The 19,318-nt window shown below is 61.5% G+C and carries 14 protein-coding genes and 4 pseudogenes; 14 read left to right on the top strand and 4 right to left on the bottom strand.

Translation table 11 applies throughout. The features are described from left to right. Nucleotides 1-170: pseudogene (locus AC1D06_RS32170) on the bottom strand (IS5/IS1182 family transposase); the annotation flags it as partial. A gap of 59 nt (nt 171-229) precedes the next feature. On the opposite strand from AC1D06_RS32170, the pseudogene AC1D06_RS32165 reads away from it, so the two are divergent. The 4 genes and pseudogenes from AC1D06_RS32165 (at nt 230) to AC1D06_RS32150 (ending at nt 3,630) form a co-directional block, all read left to right on the top strand. Further along, nucleotides 230-1,870 (top strand): annotated as a pseudogene (locus tag AC1D06_RS32165) (helix-hairpin-helix domain-containing protein). Between the two features lie 146 nt (nt 1,871-2,016). Next, nucleotides 2,017-2,931, top strand: a complete 915-nt coding sequence (locus AC1D06_RS32160) for a S1/P1 nuclease (protein ID WP_477989961.1) — start codon at nt 2,017-2,019, stop codon at nt 2,929-2,931. A gap of 115 nt (nt 2,932-3,046) precedes the next feature. After that, nucleotides 3,047-3,340 (top strand): hypothetical protein, encoded by a 294-nt coding sequence (locus tag AC1D06_RS32155; RefSeq protein ID WP_477989960.1) that lies wholly within the window; start codon nt 3,047-3,049, stop codon nt 3,338-3,340. Further along, nucleotides 3,337-3,630, top strand: coding sequence for a type II toxin-antitoxin system RelE/ParE family toxin (locus AC1D06_RS32150; protein WP_477989959.1), 294 nt, complete (start codon nt 3,337-3,339; stop codon nt 3,628-3,630). The genes AC1D06_RS32155 and AC1D06_RS32150 overlap by 4 nt, the downstream gene beginning before the upstream one ends. A 266-nt stretch (nt 3,631-3,896) precedes the next feature. On the opposite strand, the gene AC1D06_RS32145 is transcribed toward AC1D06_RS32150, so the two are convergent. The 3 genes and pseudogenes from AC1D06_RS32145 to AC1D06_RS32135 form a co-directional block, all read right to left on the bottom strand. Then, entirely contained in the window at nt 3,897-8,618 is a 4,722-nt protein-coding gene (locus AC1D06_RS32145; RefSeq protein WP_477989958.1) for a DEAD/DEAH box helicase family protein, read from the bottom strand. A gap of 97 nt (nt 8,619-8,715) precedes the next feature. After that, a pseudogene (locus AC1D06_RS32140) lies at nt 8,716-9,003 on the bottom strand (DUF1419 domain-containing protein); the annotation flags it as partial. 452 nt (nt 9,004-9,455) lie between these two features. After that, nucleotides 9,456-9,542 (bottom strand): annotated as a pseudogene (locus AC1D06_RS32135) (IS6 family transposase); the annotation flags it as partial. Between the two features lie 514 nt (nt 9,543-10,056). Here AC1D06_RS32135 and AC1D06_RS32130 point away from each other — a divergent pair. The 10 genes from AC1D06_RS32130 (at nt 10,057) to AC1D06_RS32085 (ending at nt 19,316) form a co-directional block, all read left to right on the top strand. Beyond that, complete coding sequence (locus AC1D06_RS32130) at nt 10,057-10,671, top strand: J domain-containing protein (protein WP_477989957.1); 615 nt, start codon at nt 10,057-10,059, stop codon at nt 10,669-10,671. Nucleotides 10,672-11,043: 372 nt separating this feature from the next. Beyond that, nucleotides 11,044-11,883 carry a GntR family transcriptional regulator gene (locus tag AC1D06_RS32125; protein ID WP_477989956.1) on the top strand — a complete coding sequence of 280 codons (840 nt, stop codon included), beginning with the start codon at nt 11,044-11,046 and terminating at the stop codon, nt 11,881-11,883. Continuing rightward, nucleotides 11,804-12,841, top strand: coding sequence for a BMP family lipoprotein (locus tag AC1D06_RS32120; RefSeq protein WP_477989955.1), 1,038 nt, complete (start codon nt 11,804-11,806; stop codon nt 12,839-12,841). Before AC1D06_RS32125 ends, AC1D06_RS32120 begins: the two co-directional genes overlap by 80 nt. Nucleotides 12,842-12,860: 19 nt before the next feature. Then, nucleotides 12,861-14,396 carry an ABC transporter ATP-binding protein gene (locus AC1D06_RS32115; protein WP_477989954.1) on the top strand — a complete coding sequence of 512 codons (1,536 nt, stop codon included), beginning with the start codon at nt 12,861-12,863 and terminating at the stop codon, nt 14,394-14,396. After that, nucleotides 14,396-15,454, top strand: a complete 1,059-nt coding sequence (locus AC1D06_RS32110) for an ABC transporter permease (protein WP_477989953.1) — start codon at nt 14,396-14,398, stop codon at nt 15,452-15,454. Before AC1D06_RS32115 ends, AC1D06_RS32110 begins: the two co-directional genes overlap by 1 nt. Beyond that, nucleotides 15,451-16,347 carry an ABC transporter permease gene (locus AC1D06_RS32105; RefSeq protein ID WP_477989952.1) on the top strand — a complete coding sequence of 299 codons (897 nt, stop codon included), beginning with the start codon at nt 15,451-15,453 and terminating at the stop codon, nt 16,345-16,347. Before AC1D06_RS32110 ends, AC1D06_RS32105 begins: the two co-directional genes overlap by 4 nt. Next, nucleotides 16,344-16,907, top strand: a complete 564-nt coding sequence (locus AC1D06_RS32100; protein WP_477989951.1) for a cysteine hydrolase family protein — start codon at nt 16,344-16,346, stop codon at nt 16,905-16,907. The genes AC1D06_RS32105 and AC1D06_RS32100 overlap by 4 nt, the downstream gene beginning before the upstream one ends. Then, a complete protein-coding gene (locus AC1D06_RS32095) occupies nt 16,904-17,767 on the top strand; it encodes a carbohydrate kinase family protein (protein ID WP_477989950.1) in 864 nt (287 codons plus the stop codon). Before AC1D06_RS32100 ends, AC1D06_RS32095 begins: the two co-directional genes overlap by 4 nt. Nucleotides 17,768-17,771: 4 nt before the next feature. After that, on the top strand, nt 17,772-18,536 hold the full coding sequence (locus AC1D06_RS32090; RefSeq protein WP_477989949.1) for a nucleoside phosphorylase: 765 nt from the start codon (nt 17,772-17,774) through the stop codon (nt 18,534-18,536). Nucleotides 18,537-18,548: 12 nt separating this feature from the next. Beyond that, on the top strand, nt 18,549-19,316 hold the full coding sequence (locus AC1D06_RS32085) for a sugar isomerase domain-containing protein (RefSeq protein ID WP_477989948.1): 768 nt from the start codon (nt 18,549-18,551) through the stop codon (nt 19,314-19,316). Nucleotides 19,317-19,318: the final 2 nt, after the last annotated feature.

Below are 19,318 nucleotides of genomic sequence, written 5' to 3'. Positions count from 1 at the left end.
CCGCGTGTCGTGCGCTTCGGAGCCCGCCAGGACGACAAAGCTTCCGGTGTCATCCAAAGCGTCAGGCTGCCGCGTCGACGAAGCCCTGCCTCGTACTCATGCCAGTTCGTCACCTTGAATTTCATCTTGCCTATGTGATGGCGTCGTGAGGCATTGTGCTTGAAGGGCATCGTGGCGGAGACCAGTTATCGGGCTGGCCCAGCATCTACGACACCGCGTTTAACGATCCCTGCACCAAGGCTGCATCAATCTCGATCTGGCGACCATCCCGGCCGAGGATCCGCGCACCTATGCGATGATCCGCAAGGCCGATACGCTCGGCACCTTTCAGATCGAAAGCCGGGCGCAGATGTCTATGCTGCCGCGTATCAAGCCGCGCACCTTCTACGATCTCGTCATCGAGGTGGCGATCGTTCGCCCCGGTCCGATCCAGGGCGATATGGTGCATCCCTATCTCCGGCGCCGGGAGGGCAAGGAGAAGGTCGACTATCCCAAGCCGGAATTGGAGAACGTGCTCGGCAAGACGTTGGGCGTGCCACTCTTCCAGGAGCAGGCGATGCGGGTCGCAATCGAGTGTGCGGGATTCACTGCCGGCGAGGCCGACCAGCTCCGCCGCGCCATGGCAACCTTCAAGCACACTGGTGGCGTTTCCAAGTTCGGCGAAAAATTGATCTCCGGCATGGTGGCGAACGGCTATGAGCAGGAGTTCGCCGAAAAGACCTTCAAGCAGCTCGAAGGGTTCGGCAGCTACGGTTTCCCCGAAAGCCATGCGGCCTCCTTTGCGCTGATCGCCTATGCCTCCTCCTGGCTGAAATGCTGACATCCCGACGTCTTCTGCGCGGCACTGCTCAACGCCCAGCCAATGGGATTTTACGCGCCGGCCCAGATCGTCCGCGACGCGCGCAATCATGGCGTCGTGGTGCGACCCGTCTGCGTCAACGCCAGCCGTTGGGACTGCACATTGGAGCCGACGGATGACGAAGACCGGTTTGCAGTCCGGCTCGGCATGCGCATGGTCAGGGGTCTGGCCAATATCGATGCTGCGGCGAGCATCACGGCACGCGCCGATCAGCCCTTCGTCTCGGTCGATGATCTCTGGCGCCGAGCCGGGGTGCCGGCAGCGTCTCTGGTTCAGCTTGCCGAAGCGGATGCGTTCCAACCTTCGCTGAAGCTGGCCCGGCGCGAGGCGCTTTGGGCGCTCAAGGCATTGCGGGACGAGCCGCTGCCACTGTTTGCGGCCGCATCGGCCCGCGAAGAGCAAACAGTTTCGGAGATCGTCGAGCCAGCGGTCGCCCTGAAGCCCATGACGTCAGGCGGCGAGGTGGTCGAGGACTATGGTCATGTCGGATTGACACTCAGGAACCATCCGCTGGCGTTCCTGCGGAGTGATTTCAGCCGCCGGCGCATTGTCACCTGTGCCGAGGCAATGCAGGCGCGCGACGGCAAGTGGCTGGAGGCGGCGGGCCTTGTTCTGGTCCGCCAGCGGCCGGGCTCCGCCAAGGGTGTGATGTTCATTACCCTGGAAGACGAAACCGGCATCGCCAATCTCGTCGTCTGGCTGAAAGTGTTCGAGAAATACCGGCGCGTCGTGCTCGGCGCCGCCATGATCGGTGTCTACGGCCGCATTCAGCGGGAAGGAGACGTCGTGCATCTCGTCGCCCATCGGCTGACCGACCTGTCGTCGGAACTTGCAAGTGTTGGTGAGCGCGACACGGAGTTTCCGTTGCCGCATGGACGGGGCGACGAGTTTCATCATGGCTCGCCGGTGCCGGATCCGCGTGGGTTTCCGAAAGGGCCGCGGGCGAAGGATATCGTCGATCCTTATCTGCATCTGGATGCAATCAAAGTGAAGACGCGGGATTTCAGGTAGCGGAAGGGGCGGGTCGCGGGTTCGGTCCGATCAATATCGCACCCAGTGAAATGCTTACAAAACGCGGCGCTCCAAATTGCCAATTGACTGGAACGTGTATTTTAGAGAATTCTTCCATTATCTGAGTTGCAGGGAGGGAGCGACCGGTGCGCACACGATTAATTCTGCTTTCGTATTTTATTTCGATCATGGCAAGCGCTCCTGCTTTTGCGTGGGGTCCGGAAGGGCATCAGGAAGTGGGAGCAATTGCGGATCGCCTCCTAACCGACAATGCGCGCGCCAAATTGAAAGCCATTGTGGGTTTCACCTTGGAGCAGAGCGGCCCATGGCTCKATTGCGTAAAGAGCGTGCGAAACAATGGTGGTGGGAACTTTGCACTTTTCGACGATCCCCAGCACAGGGGCTATTTGCACCCGCAATGCGAACCATTTTTCGTGAACGCTCCTGTCGAACAGGGGCGCATGGAAGACTATGTCCGGCGCAATTGGGACACATGCCGTGCGGATTCCAGCATCGAGATTGCCGCCGACAAGAATTGTTCTGATGTATACGATTATACTGATGTCTCAATTGGACACGACGAATACCGACTGGGCTATGCGGGGACGTCGAAATTTGACGTGGTCAGCGCTATAAATGCGGCCATCCACAAGCTACGGGATCCAACATCAGCGACAGAAATCTCGATTGCTGATGAGAAGGAGGCCGTTTTGATGCTCGCACATTTGGTTGGTGACTTGCACCAGCCTTTGCATGTCGGGGCGATATACCTCGACAAGAACGGCCAGCAACTCGACCCCGACACCGGCACTTACGATAAGATCACACAAACGCAGGGCGGCAATTTGCTCGAACATCTTCGAATGGATGGTCGTCACAGGAGCTTTCACTCGGAGTGGGATTCCCTTCCAACGGATGAAAAAATTGCCATAGACCAGGAAGATTTTTTGGCTGCGAAGGCCATAATGGAAAGTGATATCGCCAACAACCCGGTTCCTTTCTTCTTTTTTTCCCGCTCTTCATTGCCTCGTCCCGAGGCAACACATACAGTCTTGGGATAGAAACCAGATGAAATTCCTTGTGCCGGCCGTGTTGTCGAGGTGCGGCTGACCATGAATGTACGCGACAATGGTAATGCTTCGGTATATACCTGATATAGCAAAACAGGAGTTTGCCATGTCGACCAAAGCTGTTTTCACGATGAAACTGGAGCCGGAACTGCGCGATACGTTCATGGCCGAAGCCGCAGCGGATGACCGGCCAGCAGCCCAGGTCCTGCGCGAGCTGATGCGCGAATATATCAACCGTCGCCAGCAGTCGCGCCAGTACGATGACTACTTGCGTCGCAAAGTGGAGATCGCGCGCGCACAGCGTGATGCCGGCATGCATGTCTCCAATGACGAGGTGGAAGCCGAAGCAACAGCTCGCCGCGCGGAACTTCAGCGTCGGGCCAATGAGGCCGATCTGTGAAAGTCCGATGGATTGCAGCGGCACGCCAGGATCGAGCCGATATCGTCGATTACATCGGAGTCGAGAATCCGCGCGCAGCCCTCAAGATGGACGAGCTATTCAGCGAGGCGGCCGAAAAGCTCGGCGATTTCCCAATGCTGGGCCGTATGGGCAAGATTCCTGGTACGCGTGAAATCATCCCGCATGAAAGTTACCGGCTTGTCTATGAAGTGGACGAACCAGGAGACACGGTATGGATAATGGCGCTCGTGCATACTGCTCGCCAATGGCCGCCGACCGGGGACGAATAATCGCCTTGTTCGACTGAGGTGCTTGCGGAGGCTTGGGCAAAAAAATGGGCCGCCGGAAAAAATCCGCGGCCCTTAGGTATGAAGGTAATTAAAACCTCCAGAGGGGAACAGCTGCGGMGGCGGCACTGGGAGGAAACCGCCATGTGCATCAGCTGTAGGCATAATGCCCGACTATTGATCAAAGGGGAAACATTTATTGTGCAACGCAGCCATGCAGATGCTGCACCGCACCCAAATTCCCGATCTTCTTAGTGGTCGCGTTGCCCTCACGCAGCCTGTGCGACTGGCTCCGCGCCGTTGCGTGCTTCCGCGGCAAGCGCGGCGTCGACCTCGCGAAGCTGCCGGCGCTTCTCCGTAAGTTCTTCGGCGAAGGCGAACACGCTGCCCTCACGCGAACCGTAGGAAGCGAGCCGTCGCTGCGCCTCCTGCAGGCGTTGGCGATAGCGATCCTGCTCACCTTCGAAGCCGTCGAGTGCGTGTTCGAGCCGGGAGATGGCGCCGAGGGGCGTGACCGTGATGGCGAGATCGATCTCGTAGCCGGCGCCGGTGCGCCGAAGCATGGTCGCGTAACGATAACCGTCACCCTTGCCGAAGCGTTCGCCGTCGAACACAAGATCGAAGCCGCCGATCGAGGCCAGAACGACTTCCCCCTCCTGCTGCAACTGGACGAGCGTCAGGATTTCCCGCATCAGCGCCCGGCCGGCGTCCTTTCGTTCGTTGAAGGACTTGTCCACAACGGTGATAGTGAAGGCATCGGCGGCAGTCGAGACACGGCGGCCGATATCCTGTCCGATCTCCGCGATGCGCCGGGTCGATGTCTCGATATCGCGTTCGGCATCGCGGATCTGCCGGCGAACGGCGAACTGGTCGTCGTCATGGGCGGCGCGCAGCCTGTCGAGGCGGGCGATATCGGCTTCCAGTCCCGCCTTCTGCATCAGTCGTTCATCGCCCGAGGCGATCGCCTTGGCCATGGCGAACTGATTGGCCGCCCCTTCGCCGAGATCATCAAGGCGGCGGATCGAAGTATCGCCGGAAAATGCGGCAGCGATGAAGCGTGCCTTGCGCTCGTTGTTCTGCCACATAGAGGCGTCCAAAGATCCCTCGGTTGCGTAGGCGAAGATATCCACGACGTCATGCTGGTTGCCCTGCCGGACGATACGGCCCTCGCGTTGCTCGATATGCGAGGGAAGCCACGGCACGTCGAGGTGATGCAGCGCTTTCAGCCTCARCTGGGCATTGACGCCGGTGCCCATCGTTTCCGACGATCCGATCAGAAAGCGGACCCGACCGGCGCGGACCTCTGCGAACAGGCGCTGTTTGGTCTCGGTCCTCTTGTAATCCTGCATGAAGGCGATTTCGTTGGCCGGCACGCCAAGCCGGATCAGTTCGTCGCGGATCCAGCGGTAGGCCGAGAAGCCGCGGCTCTTCTCGACATTGATCGTTCCGAGATCGGAGAAGATCATCTGCGCGGCGCCGGGCAGTTCGAACGGCTTGCCGTCCGGACGGAGATAGGTGTTTTCCGCCGTTTCCTGCCAAATGCGAAATGCGTTGCGGATCAGGAGATTGAGCTTGTTGTGCTCTTCGTTGTCGTTGGCGGGGACGACGAGCCGGAGATCGATTGCCGCGTGGCGGCCGTCGGTAATGACCGAAAGTAGGATATCGTCGCCGGGTTCGGCCGGCCGCTCGCGCATCTCGATCGCCTTGATGCGTGCGTCGAGGATTTGCTGATAGGCCTTGAAGGCGGGCGTCGGCTTAGCGGTGAGGATTTGCCGGCGGCCGGTGGAGATATCGGGAACCTTGACGTACTCCCTGAGGTCCGCGGGCAAGACCACGTCAGCGAAGCTGCGGAACATGGCAATTAGTTCGGGCACGTTCACGAAGCTCGCAAACCGGCTGACCGGCTTGTATTTGCCGGATGGCTGGATCTCGAGCTCGGTGGTCGTGTSGCCAAAGCAGGATGCCCAGGCGTCGAACTCGTGCAGCCCGCGCTCATGCAGGGCGTCGCGGCCCAGCAGCCGCTGGATCGAGAACATTTCGCCGAGCGTGTTGGTAATTGGCGTGCCGGAGGCCAGCACCAAAGCGCGGCCGGGATTCTTGCTCTCGATGAAGCGGGACTTCACATAGAGGTCCCAAGCACGTTGCGACCCATTCGGGTCAATGCCCTTCAGCGTCGACATATTGGTGGCGAAGGACAGCTTGCGGAACTCCTGCGCCTCGTCGACGACGATCTGGTCGATGCCAATTTCGGAGATAGTCAGCAGGTCGTCCTTGCGAGTGGAGAGCGATTCCAGGCGTTCTTTCAGACCCTCCTTCAAGCGCTCGAGGCGCTTACGAGTGACCCGGTCGTCGCTGTCGACCTTGATCAGAAGGTCCTCGTAGAGCTGCAACTCATCCTGGATCATTTCCTGCTCGAACGCGGACGGCACCGAAATGAACCTGAAGGCCGAATGCGTGATGATGATCGCGTCCCAGGTGGCAGTGGCGGCACGGCTGAGGAATCTCGCCCGCTTGTCCTTGGTGAAATTGGTTTCGTCGGCGACGAGGATGCGGGCGTTCGGGTAGAGGGCGAGAAACTCGCGAGCCGCCTGGGCAAGGCAATGTCCCGGCACGACCAGCATCGCCTTGGCGATCAGCCCGAGCCGACGTTGCTCCATAATCGCCGCTGCCATCGTCATGGTCTTGCCGGCGCCGACGGCATGCGCAAGGTAGGTGGACCCCGACGAGATAATCCGCCAGATGCCGCGTTTCTGGTGCCCATAAAGAACAAAGGCGCCAGAGGCGCCGGGAAGCTTGAGATGAGAACCGTCGAACTTTCGCGGTGCGATATTGTTGAAGCGGTCGTTGTAGACCCGCGCCAGCCGATCGGTTCGATCAGGGTCGGTCCAGACCCAGTTCTGGAAGGCCGTCTTGATCTTCTGCAGCTTGTCGCGGGCGGCCTCCGTGTCGACGACGTTCAGCACCCGGCGCTCGCCGTCAGCGTCCTTGAAGACGTCGAAGATCTGCGGGACACGGCTGTTCAGCGCATCGGCGAGCAGTTCGCCGGCATGCCGGCGGCTCGTGCCCCATTCAGAGGTGCCGGCTGCGCTGTAACCAAGCTGCCGCGCCTCGACCGTCCATGAGCCGAGTTCGGGCATGTGATGGATCCTGACATCGGCGCCCATCGTCTCACGCACGAAGGTGACGACGTCGGCAGCCGGGATCCAGGGAGCGCCGAGACGCGCGGTGATGTCGGATGGGCTGAGGTCGGCCGGCTGCACCGCCTGCAGGGCGTGAACATTGCGCTCGAAGCCGGGATCGAGGGCGGCGGCCGCTTCGGCAACGGCGAGCTTCGTCCGGACAGGACCAGAGAGATACGCGTCCGACGTCTGCCAGGAACCGTCGGCCGGATCGCGGAAGATGGCATCGCCGAGCTCATCGAGCACGGTGTCTGCATCCACGTGCAGCAGTTCGGCGATATGCTCGATATCGACGCGGCCGCGCTCGTTCAACACGACCGCCAGCGCATCCGCGGCCGAGGTGATGACGGGCGGGGCAGGGGGCGAAATCACTCGTTCGGAAAAGATCGGTCCGAGCTTTGCGGTGTCCGTCTCGAGATCATAGTCTTCAATGGATGCGACCAGCCAGCAATCGGGATCGTCTCGGAACGGCTGGAGGTTCGGCTGGCGATGCGTTTCGCGCACTTCCCCGGTTTCGGGATCCTCGGCGATCGAGACGGTCGTGTGGTTGATCGGTCCGAAATCGCGAACGAAGTTCGCCYATGCAATACGCAACCGTACTTRCAGATCGCGCCATGGGCGATCCAGCTCCTGCGCCTTGAGGATTTCGCGGACGGCATCGCGGATCGGGATCAGCTTCTTGATGATCCGGACATGCTTTTCGGCAATTCCCTCGCCGCTGCGTGCCTTGCGCACCTGAATCGTCACCGGCGCACCGTCGATCACCTGCATCAGCCCGTATAGTTTGTCGACGAAATAACTGCCTTCGCAGGCCCGGGCATTGTCGGAACGAAGGTCGACGATTTCCGTAAGTTCGTCCTCCAGATCGATGTCGATTGCGGTCGGCTCGCCGTCGTAGAGATCTCCCGGTAGGAGGGCGATGGCTGCCTTGAGCGCGGTGGCGAGTTCCTCGCCGGCACGAGACCGGCATGTATAGGTCTCCCCGAAGGGACCCGAAGTGAGCGCATGATCTCCGAGCACGAACTCCGGCTGCTCGGCGAACCAGCGGTTCACGCGGATCGCGCCCTCGTCATCGCTTGCCGGGCGGACCTCCTGCAGGTCGAGCCAGGACAGGTCGCCTTCCTTCTCTCCCGTCTTTCGCTTGCGGAAGAAGAGGATATCAACCACGACGTCCGTGCCGGCGTCGCGGCGGAAGCTGCCTTCAGGCAGGCGGATCGCCGCAATCAGGTCAGCGGACTTGGCAATGTGCTCACGTGCAGAGCTATCAACCTTGTCCATCGTGCCGGCGCTGGTCACGAACGCGGCCACGCCGCCTGGCTTCAGAAGATCGGTCGATCGGGCGATGAAATAGTCGTGCAGCCTGAGACCCAGAGCACGATAGTGCCGGTCGGAGCGAACCGCTCGGTCGGAGAAGGGCGGATTGCCGATCGCGAGATCATAGACGGCGTTGAGATCGGTGCGCACGAAGTCGGCGTTGATGATGCGCGCCTTCGGCTGAAGCAGTTTCACGATACGCGCCGTGACGGGATCGAGCTCGATCCCGGTGACGTAGCTGATGTTGCGGTACTCTCTCGGCATCAGCGCCGGGAACAGGCCCGTCCCGATTCCCGGCTCCAGCACGCGGCCGCCGCGCCAGCCGAGCCGCTGCAAGCCCGTCCAGATCGCCCGAATGATGAACTCGGGCGTGAAATGGGCGTACTGTGTGCAGCGGGCCAGCGACGCATAATCTCCCTCGCTGACGGCCGACTCCAGCGAACTGCCGAGGTCGTCCCAACCGTCACGGAAGTCGACTTCGCCCGGTCGGCGAAACATGCCATTCGCCAGTTCGCCGGCGCCGAAGCCGGTAAAGCGGATCAGCCTTGCCTGTGCGGCCGCAGTCGCCGGCAGATCGAGTTTCTCGAGTTCGTGGGCCGTGAGGATGTCCGTCGATCCGGAGCGCGAAGAAGACGCTGGTCATCTGCCCAGTCAGGAACTCCCGCATTGCGAACATCGAGCCGCGGATCCAGAGCGGCGGCAGGAGTTCGAACATATAGTCGTGCTCAGCCTCGCCGGTCTCGAACCACTCGCCGCCATAAAGCGCCGTCRCATCGCCGTCCCACCGGTTCGGTCGCTGGGCATGACGGTCGAACATTCGAAACATCTGTTGGCGGCTTGCGACGCCCTGAAAGATCTTGCGGATTGCGGGAGAAGAATTCATCTGCGGCTCCTTCCGAGGTTTTCGGACCGAAGTGCGACCGTGTTCTTACGACATTGTCATCCTCTTCAGTCCTTCATGACCCCTTCCGGGCCGCCGGCATCGCGACCGCCGGGGTCAAGGGCCGGCTCCGCCGGGCGAAGCCTCCCTTGACGCTGGTGGCGCGCATGCGGCACGCCTCTTTCCTTTCTTTCCCTCTTTCCCGCCCCTTTTGAGTTTCAGGGTTTCATTCCAATCCTCCGCGGGCGGGCGCAGCCGCATCCAGTCGCAGCCAACATTGTCGGCAAGCGCCGTTGAGGCCGCAGCTCATTAATTGAACCTTTCGTAGAATGATCATCGAAGAGCCGGAACCGCGCCAGAAGGGCATTTATGAAGCGATTTTTGTTAAATATTTGAAATATAACACAAAAATCAGATAAGTTCTATTATGGAACAAAGGTCCCGACGCTGATGTCTTTGCCGAACTTTTCCGCCCACAGCCTAACGGTCTGGTGCGAGATGATGACGCTACGCRCCGCCAGTACGTCGTCAACCAGGCGCAATCGTCATTGCCGAGGCAAACGAGTTGGCGAGGGCAGCGCTCGCCATCGGACGCAGGATCAAGCGCACCCATCGCTATCCCCGGACGATGACTTCAGACATAGACTTCATCGTTAACCGCCGCAGGCCTGTCGTTGTTGGTTGTGGCTACGCAAGCCACGCAGTCAAGTTCGGCCCTGCGCCCTGCCGCCAGTCTCCGATGTCGTCGAACGCAGGGAAGTGTCAAGTCCAACGCGACGCGACTGAGAGAGCCTCAAACGCTCCACCCCGCAAGTGCGCTGATCACGCGATAAGGTGCGATCCATCAGCGACCTATTATGTGACCGCCGAACGATTTATTTATTGGGGAGTTGAACGGAGCGGAACCGCAGACTCGGGCACCAATGACGAAGTTACAGCCTTTTGACCAGCCCACCCTTAAACCGACTCTTACCCGATACCCGACCTAGAGGACCCTTCCGAAATGAAATATTCCTGACCCCGTCGGTTTGGCGTGCGCGAGGATCAAATAGCCCTATGATCGATCCGTATCACATACTCGGCATCGCACGAACGGCGAGAGAGGATGAGATCAAGGCTGCATTCAAGCGATGGGCCAAGGCGACGCATCCGGATGCCGGCGGCGCGGTTGAAGAGTTTGTCCGCGGGCAGAAGTCAGCGGAACTGCGGCTCGATCCGCTACGGCGAAAAGTCTTCGACGCGACCGGCTTCGATCCAACCCTTGCTGATCCCGCGGATCTCCAGGGCGCCCTGGTGATCGAGAAACTGATTAACGACGTCGTGCTCGACGAGCGTGCACCGGGGTCGTTCGATCTCGTGGCCCTCATGCAGGCACGTCTCGCGGACGACGCCCGCAAAGCACGCCGCCACATTCGCGAAATGGACAAGCATATCGCGCGCGTGGCCGGTCATCTCGAACGGCTTGGCATTCGGCCCGCCACCGACCCGCTCGGGCACATGCTGCGGACGCGGGTGGAGGTCATGAGAAGCATGAACCTCGAGTCGGAAAAGCAGATCACCGCCCTGGAACGCGCCCGAAAAATGCTCGATGCCTATGTCTATTCGGTCGACACGCCTGAAGAGAAAGCAGGCACGGAGCGGCGGCAAGCAAAGACGATCTCGGACCGATGAGCAGCGCGAGCGTCATCTCAGCCAATACAATTGGCGCAATCTGGAAGCCAATAGTCTCGCTTCGGGTTATCTGGCTCAGGCGCGCATTTTCGCACCGAATGTCACCGTGGACTTATTCTCGTAACAGCGAAGCTTGACGCATATCATTGGCCGCCAAACACCGGCGCGACAGCATAGCTGCCTTGGCCTCGAATTTCGAAACCGACCTCAATCAGACTGCGTCCCGATTGGCGAATTGGGCGATTGCTTGGCGTGTCAGGAAACTTATGGGCGGACAGCCACACCATACGCTTCAGACCGAGCCTTGAATATTTACCCCTTGCACACTCCGCATAAATCTGTTCAGTTGACTGGACAACTTTGGAAACAGTGATGGCGCGACTTCTGGACACCGGAGAGCCTTATTATCTGCAGATCGCCGGCAGGCTCCGCGATATGGTCGTTACTCTGCCGGCCGGCGAGCGCCTGCCAAGCGAGCCGCAGCTTGCCAAGGATTTCAGGGTCAGCCGTTTCACTGTCGCAAAAGCAGTGGAGCAACTGGTCAAGGATGGCCTGATCGTTCGCAAGCAGGGCAGCGGAACGTTCGTGGCCGAGGCGCCGCTGAGGCGCCAGCCGGGCTACCTGCTCTCTTTCACCGAGGCGGTGGTGGCGGCCGGGCATAAGGCGACGCACCAAGTGCTTGCCTTCCGACCGGTGGACTGGTGGCCCGGCCTCCCCTATTCTCCCGAGACGCCGCTCATCCTGTTCGATCGACTGCGCTTTGTCGACGGGATCGCGGTGGCCAGGCACCGTTCGATCCTGTCGGCCGAACTGGCCGCGGCAATCGGTCTGACGGAAGGCGTCGCCAAGACGCCCGATTTCTCGCTTTACCAGCATTTCGAGGATCACGGCCTGACGGTCGCCACCGCCAATGAACGGCTGGTTGCGCGACTGGCCGATGCCGAAGAGCGTGCGCTGCTCGATCTCGCGGATGACACCGTCGTCGTCTCGGTCAGCCGCCACACCTTTTCATATGATGGGACGCCGCTCGATGCCGTCGATGCGGTCTATGACGCCCGCCACTACTCGTATGAAGCAAGGCTGACACGACAGCCAGACATTGGGAACCAACAACAAACACTGGAGAGAAAAGATGAAACTCAAAGCTTTGACGTGGATGGCCACAACGGTCCTCGTCTCGGCCCWTGGGGCGATGGCGGCCCACGCCGCTGATGCCAAACCGGCAGCGCTGATCATCGCTCAGGGCGGCCTTGGCGACCAGTCCTACAACGATCTCGCCTATGCCGGCTTCAAGCGGGCGCTCAAAGATACCGGCATCCAGGGCAAGCCGGTCGAATCCAAGGACGTTGTCGCCCAGGCAGCCGACATTTTGCGCCGCGCGGCGGATGCCGATTTCGGCCTGGTGGTCGACCTCGAATATTCGCATGGCGAGCCGATGGCCGAAGTTGCTAAGGATTACCCGGACACAACCTTCGCCATCCTCAATCAGGTGATCAAGGGCAACAACATCGCCTCGGTGTTGTTCCAGGAACAGGAAGGCTCCTATCTTGCCGGCATGCTGGCGGCGCAGGTGACGACCGACACGTCGATCAAGGGCATCAACCCGCAGCCGATCATCGGCGTCATCGGCGGCACCAAGTCGGCGGGTATCGACAAGTTCATTGCCGGTTTCATCGAAGGCGCCAAGGCGGTCAATCCGAAGATTGTGGTCAAGGTCGCCTATTCCAACAATTTCGGTGACCCGGCGCTGGGCCAGCAGATGGCCAAGGCGATGTTCGAGGAAGGCGCCGACATCATCTACCAGGTGGCCGGCGGCACGGGCATCGGCATCATCCAGGCGGCCAAGGAATCCGGCCACTACGCTATCGGCGTCGATGGCGACCAGGATGGCCTGGCGCCGGGCAATGTGCTGACCTCGATGATCAAGCGCACCGATGTCGCGGTCGAGAATGTCGTGAAGGACTATGCCAAGGGTGAGAAACTCGGCGGCAAGACCATTTCCTTCGGCCTGAAGGACAACGGCGTCGGCCTTTCCGAGATGAAATACACCAAGAACATCATTCCGGCCGCCTATTTGCAGAAGGTCGAACAGGCCAAGGCCGACATCATCTCGGGCAAGATCAAGGTCTGGAACGTCGTTGACCAGGGCTACCCGGACTGGCTGAAATAGGACAGCGCCGCTAAGCATCATGGCCTCGACCAACCAACTTCCACAGCATCAACGCGTGCGCCTCGGCGCACGCGGCGTGACGCGCCGGTTCGGTCTGCTGACCGCCAACGACCACGTGGACTTCTCGGCCCTTGCCGGGACGATCCATGCGATCGTCGGCGGCAACGGCGCCGGCAAGTCGACGCTGATGCGCATCCTGCAGGGCGTGGACAGACCAGACGAAGGCACCGTGATCGTCAATGGAGAACCGGTATCGCTGTCCGGCCCGGCGGAAGCGTTCAAGCTGGGCATCGGCATGGTGCATCAGGAATTCATGCTGGTGCCGGGGCTGACGCTGCTCGAAAACCTGATCCTGGCGCGCGAGCCCGTGAAAGGCATTGGTGTCATCGACCGTGCCAAGGCGCTGGACGCGGCGCGAGCACTTGAAAAGCAGGCAGGTGTGAAAGTCGACTGGGACCAGCCGGCCAATACGGCACCGGTGCATGTGCGGCAGATCGTCGAGATCCTCCGCCTCCTCTATCGCGGCGCCGATGTGCTGATCCTCGACGAGCCGACCGCTGTTTTGGCGCCGTCGCAGATCCGCGAGCTCATGGTTCTGTTGCGCCGCCTGCGCGACGAGGGCCGCACAATCCTGTTCATCAGCCACAAGCTGGGCGAGGTGCTGGATATCAGCGACGATATCACCGTCATGCGCATGGGCAAGGTGATCCGCAGCATGAAGGCATCGGACACCGGCAAGGCGCAACTGGCGGAGCTGATGATCGGCGAAATCCTGCATGAGACGAAGGCGCGGCCCGGCCAACCGGGTAAGACAGTGCTTTCCCTGGAGCATGTGTCGGTAGATGATGGGCGTGGCATCGTCAGGCTTTGCAATGTGAGCCTCAATGTGCGCATGGGCGAAATCGTCGCTGTCGCCGGTGTCGCGGGCAACGGTCAGGATGAACTGATCGGCGCGGTGACTGGGTTGATGCCCGTGAGCTCCGGCAGGCTGACGCTCAATGGCAAGGACATCACGACACTACCCCTGCCGGCACGGCGCGCCACGGGCCTCGCCTATCTCAGTCCGGATCGTGCCGCGGAAGGCCTCTGCCTGGAAGCTTCGATCGCCGAGAATGCCATTGCCGGCCATCACCGGCAGAAGAATTTCGTCAGCGCCGGCATATTGAAGCTCGGTGCAATCGGCGCCCATGCCGAACGATTGCTCGATCGTTATTCGGTGAAACGCACTTCCGCCAATTTGGCGACATCGAGCCTTTCCGGCGGCAACCAGCAGCGCGTCGCCATTGCCCGCGAACTCGACGGTAATCCGAATTTGCTGGTCGCCTGCCAGCCGACGCGCGGCGTCGATATCCGCGGCATCGCCTTCATCCATCAATGCCTGCTCGATTATCGCGACCGCGGCGGTGCTGTCCTGCTGGTATCGGAAGAACTGGACGAGATCCTGACGCTCGCCGACCGCATCATCGTCATCTACAATGGCGAGTTGTGCGGCGAACTCGCCCGTGGCGGCGATATCGAGATGATCGGTCGGATGATGCTTGGGGAGGCTGCCTGATGACGACTGTCGTCTCCCCTGCCCCCACCCGGCGCGGCACGCTGCTGCTGAAGCCGCTTGTCGAGACACTGCTGCCGCTAATCCTGGCGCTCGTTCTGGCGGCCATCGTGCTCTTGCTCGCCGGGCATAATCCGCTGGAAGTCTACGGCCTGCTGGCGACCGAATCCTTCGGCTCGATAAAGCGCATCGCCGCAACGCTGGCCGCTTCGACGCCCCTGATCTTCACCGGCATCGCTACGGCGATCGCCTTTCGCACCGGCGCCTTCAATGTCGGGGTCGAGGGCTGCGTCAATGTTGGCGGCCTAGCCGCCGCCTTTGTCGGCTTCACCTTCGCCTCGCTGTCGGGTTTCATCCTTCTGCCGGCGGCGCTGATTGCTGCTGCCGTGGTCGGCACGCTCTGGATGCTGATCCCCGGCCTGTTGAAATCGCGCCTCGACGTCGACGAGGTCGTCACCACGCTGATGCTGAATTTCATCGCCGCGAGCCTGACCGCCTGGCTGGTCAACGGGCCTTTGCTGGCGCCGGGCTCGGCCAATTCCGCCACACCGATGATCGCCGATGCCGCCCGCCTGCCGAAGCTGATGCGCGGCTCGACGCTGAATGCCGGTTTCCTGATCGCGCTGGCGCTGGTCGTGCTCTACTGGCTGTGGGGCAAGTGGGCAGCGCTTGGTTTCGAGACGCGGATTGCCGGCATGAACGCTCGCTTCGCCACGGCCTCCGGCATGAACGTTCCTGGTCTCGTGCTGAAGATGATGCTGCTCTCCGGCGCGATCGGCGGACTGGCCGGCGGCGTCCATGCGCTTGGCACGGTCTATCGCTATGTCGCCGGCTTCTCGCCGGGCTATGGCTTTGTCGGCATCGCCGTGGCGCTGCTCGGGCGTGGCAATGCCTGGGGCGTGCTTTTGGCCGCGATCCTGTTCGGTGCTCTCGCCACGTCTGGCGCGACCATCCAGCTGTTCAGCGACGTGCCGATCGAGATCGTCAACATCATGCAGGGCATGGTGATGATCTTCGCCGTCGCGCGCTTCAGCAATCTGTGGAAGAGGCGCGCGCCATGATCGACAATGTCATCCATGCCGCCCTGATCATGACAACGCCGGTGCTGCTCGCCGCCCTTGGCGGGCTCATTAACCGCGTGGGCGGGCTGGTCAATATCGGCCTGGATTCAATGATGCTGGTCGGCGCACTGATCGGTGTCATCCTCGCCGCAAATCATGGTAGTTGGGCGGTGGCATTGCTTGGCGCGGGGCTGGCCGGTGGGCTCATGGGCCTGCTGATGTCGCTGATCATCACCCGGCTCGACGCCAACGAGATCATTGTCGGCCTCGGTTTCAATATCGTCGCGGCCGGCTTGGTGCGCTTCTTCCTCAAATCGGCTTATGACACGTCGGGTACGCTCAGCCTTCCCGATGTCAATCGGTTGCCGCGCTGGGATATCCCCGTGATCAAGGACATTCCCGTGCTCGGCGCGATCTTCTCCGGCCACGACATCCTCACTTGGCTCGCTTGGCTGATCGTGCCGGTCACGGTCTGGTTCCTGGCGCGGACGCGGGCCGGTTTGCGCTTGCGTGCGGCCGGCGCAGGACCGAAGGCAGCCCGCGCGCTGGGCCTCGAGCCGTTGTGGACGCGCGATACATCGACTGTCTTTGCCGGCTTCATGGTCGGCCTGGCCGGCGCCTATCTCTCGATCGGCGTGGTCGGCATCTTCAACGAAGGCATCACCGCCGGCCGCGGCTTCATCGCGCTCGCCGCCTTCTATTTCGGCCGCAACCGCCCGGTCATGACCGCCGTCGGCGCGCTGCTCTTCGGTTTCTTCGATGCTTTCCAGATCCGCCTGCAGGGCCGCGGCGTGCCGGCAGAGCTTGTCCAGACGCTGCCCTATGTGATGGTCATCGTCATCCTCACCCTGATCGCCATCACAGCCCGGAAATCCCGCGGAGCCCGCTTATGACCGACAGACCCAAGACCGCGCTGCTGCTGGTCGACGTGATCAATTCCTTCTTCGAGCCCGGCCATCCGAACTATTATCCGGGCGTGGAAAAGGTGCTGGCGCCGATGCGCCAGCTTCGTGAACATGCGCGTGCGAGCGGTTCCATCGTCGTCCATGCCGTCGAGCGCCATCGGCCGGAATTCGACGATTTCGAATGGAAGAAGCTGCCGATCCATCACCTGCAGGATGCCCATGACGCCGATTTCTTCGGGGATTTCCGGCCTGAGGGAAAAAACGAGACGGCTGTTTACAAGCGCCGCTTCAGCGCCTTCTTCGCCACCGACCTGGCGCTGTTCCTCACCGAGCAGAAGGTCGGCCGCGTCATCATCGCCGGGGTCAAAACCAATGTCTGCATCCGCGCCACCGCGCAGGATGCCTTCGCCAATGGTTTCGAACCTGTGATCGTGCGCGAGGCGACCAATTCCAACCGGCCGCATCTGGCTGAGGCCTCGCTGGAGGACATCGACCGCTATATGGGCCGCGTCGTCAGCCTTGCCGAGGGCCTGGAGATGCTGACATGAGCGGCATCGTCATCACAGGTTATGCCAGCCTCGATCATGTCGTCGTGCTTGACGGCGCCATACGCTCCGGCCGGACGACCACGATCGTCGGCAGGTCGGAAAAAGCCTGGCCGCGGCTGGGCGGTGGGCCGGCCTATGTCGCACAGGCGGTGAGAACGAATTATCTGGGTCTGGTCGCGCCGATCAGTTGGATCGGCAAGGACGCCACGGGGCAGACCTATCTGTCCCACTTGGCTGCACGCAACATCTCCGCCATAGGCGTGGCCCAGATCGAAGGTGCCCGTACGCCGATCGCAGTCCTGGCTTATGACCCCAACCGGGATTGCGCCTGCCTCTACGATCCCGGCCTGCCGCCCACGATCGGCCTCGATGACGACCAACGGCAGTTGATCCGCAATGCCGACTGGATCGTGGTGACGATCGGCCCGGCCGTGGTGACGGACGAGATCCTGTCCATGATCCTCCCTGACCAGAAGCTGGCCTGGATCGTCAAGAACGATCCCCGCGCAATCACGCCCGTGCAGATGTCGGCACTCATTGGCCGCGCCGATCTGATCTTCTGCAATGGCCGCGAGCGCGAATTCCTCCATGGCGCCTCCAAGGGCGGGACGCCGCGCGCGGATCAGCTGATCATCGAAACGCAAGGCCGTCGCGGCGCCTTTTTCCTTCGTCATGGAAAAAGCCTTCTCGTGCCGGCCCAACCGATCGATGTCGCTGATCCGACCGGCGCCGGCGACACCTTTGCCGGCGGCGTCATCGCCGCGATGATGAATGGCGAAACCGATCTCCAGGCCATCGGGCTTGCCGGCAATGCCAGTGCCCGCGCATTGCTCCTGGAACGGAAATCCGAAGAAAGCTGATGCAATGACCAAGCAAGAACAGACGAGCCGCGCCTGGTATATCGGCGCCAAACGCGAGGAGGTCGGCGAAGCGGCAATCCTGGTCGGCGATCCCGCCCGCATCGCCCGCATCGCCGAACATATGACCGACGTTCATTTCGTGCCCGAACAGCGCGGTCTGAAAACCGTGACCGGCACACGCGGCGGCACGCGCATCACTGTGACCGCCTTCGGCATGGGCGCGCCGATCGCCACCATCGTGCTGCATGAACTGCACGCGCTCGGCATCTGCAATTTCCTCCGCATTGGCACCGCCATGGCCGTGCCACCCGCCAGGCTGGGCGATTTCGTGCTGGCCGATGGCGCACTGCGCGCTGACGGCACATCCAACACCTATGCGCCGCTCGGTTTCCCGGCGATTGCCGATTTCGACCTCAACACCGTGCTTCGCGCGCGCCTGAAGACGCATGGCGGGAGCTGGCATGCCGGCATTTTCGGCACCTATGACGGCTTCTATACCGAGATGTTTGCGCTTTCCGGTGAGCGCCGGCAGATGATCGACACGCTCAAGCAGGACATCCAGCGGCTTGGCCTGATCGGCACCGACATGGAGACCGCGTCGCTGCTGACGGCGGCGCGCATCCTCGGCGTCCGCGCCTCCACCCTCTGCGTCGCCACCGTCGACGCCCACACCCAGGAAAAGATCGACGAGGCGCTGATGGCCACGCTCGAACGCGACATGTTCGAGATCGCGCTCGATGCGATGCAGACCATGGTTTCGGCCGAATGAAGGAAGCATGACATGACCGCACTCTCCACACGCTATTTCAACACGCTGATCGAACGGCTGGAAAAGGTCCGCGACCAACAGGTGGCCGCGATCGACAAGGCTGYCGAGCGCTGCGCCAGGTCGATCGCCGCGGGAAAACTGGCCTTCACCTTCGGCACCGGCCATGGCGCCATTCCGGCGCTCGAAAGCTTTCCGCGCACCGGCACGATCGTCGGCTTCCGGCCGATCGTCGAAAGCACGATGATCTCCTTCCACCATGTCTGGGGCGACATGGGCGCGCGGCAATATCGCTTCATCCACGCGCAGGAAGGCTATGGCAAGGCGATCATACGCTCGCACCAGATGGATCCGGCCGACACGATGATCCTGTTCTCGCATTCCGGCATCAATGCCGTGATCATGGACATCGCCATCGAATGCAAGGCGCGCGGCATCGGCCTGATCGGCGTCACCTCCATCCCGCATTCCTCCGCCACGCCATCGCGCCACTCCTCCGGCAGGCGCCTCTTCGAGGTCGCCGATGTGGTGGTCGACACCGGTGCGGCGCTCGCCGATGCCGCCATCAAGATCGACGGGCTGGAGCATCCGGTGGGGCCGACCTCGACCAGCGTCACCATCGCCATCGCACATGCCATCGTTTCGACCACGGCCGAAAAACTGGTGCGGCAGGGCATCAAGCCCGGCGTCATGGTTAGCCCCAATACGACCAGCAAGGAAGCGGCCAATGCCCAGAACGACGCCAATTACGATGCGCTCTGGGCGCGGCTGAAGGCACGGTGAGA

The sequence above is a fragment of the Rhizobium sp. P2_G2 genome, assembly GCF_056403555.1.
The sequence above is the reverse complement of the archived record's forward strand: the minus strand, read 5'-3'. Positions and strand labels throughout refer to the sequence as shown.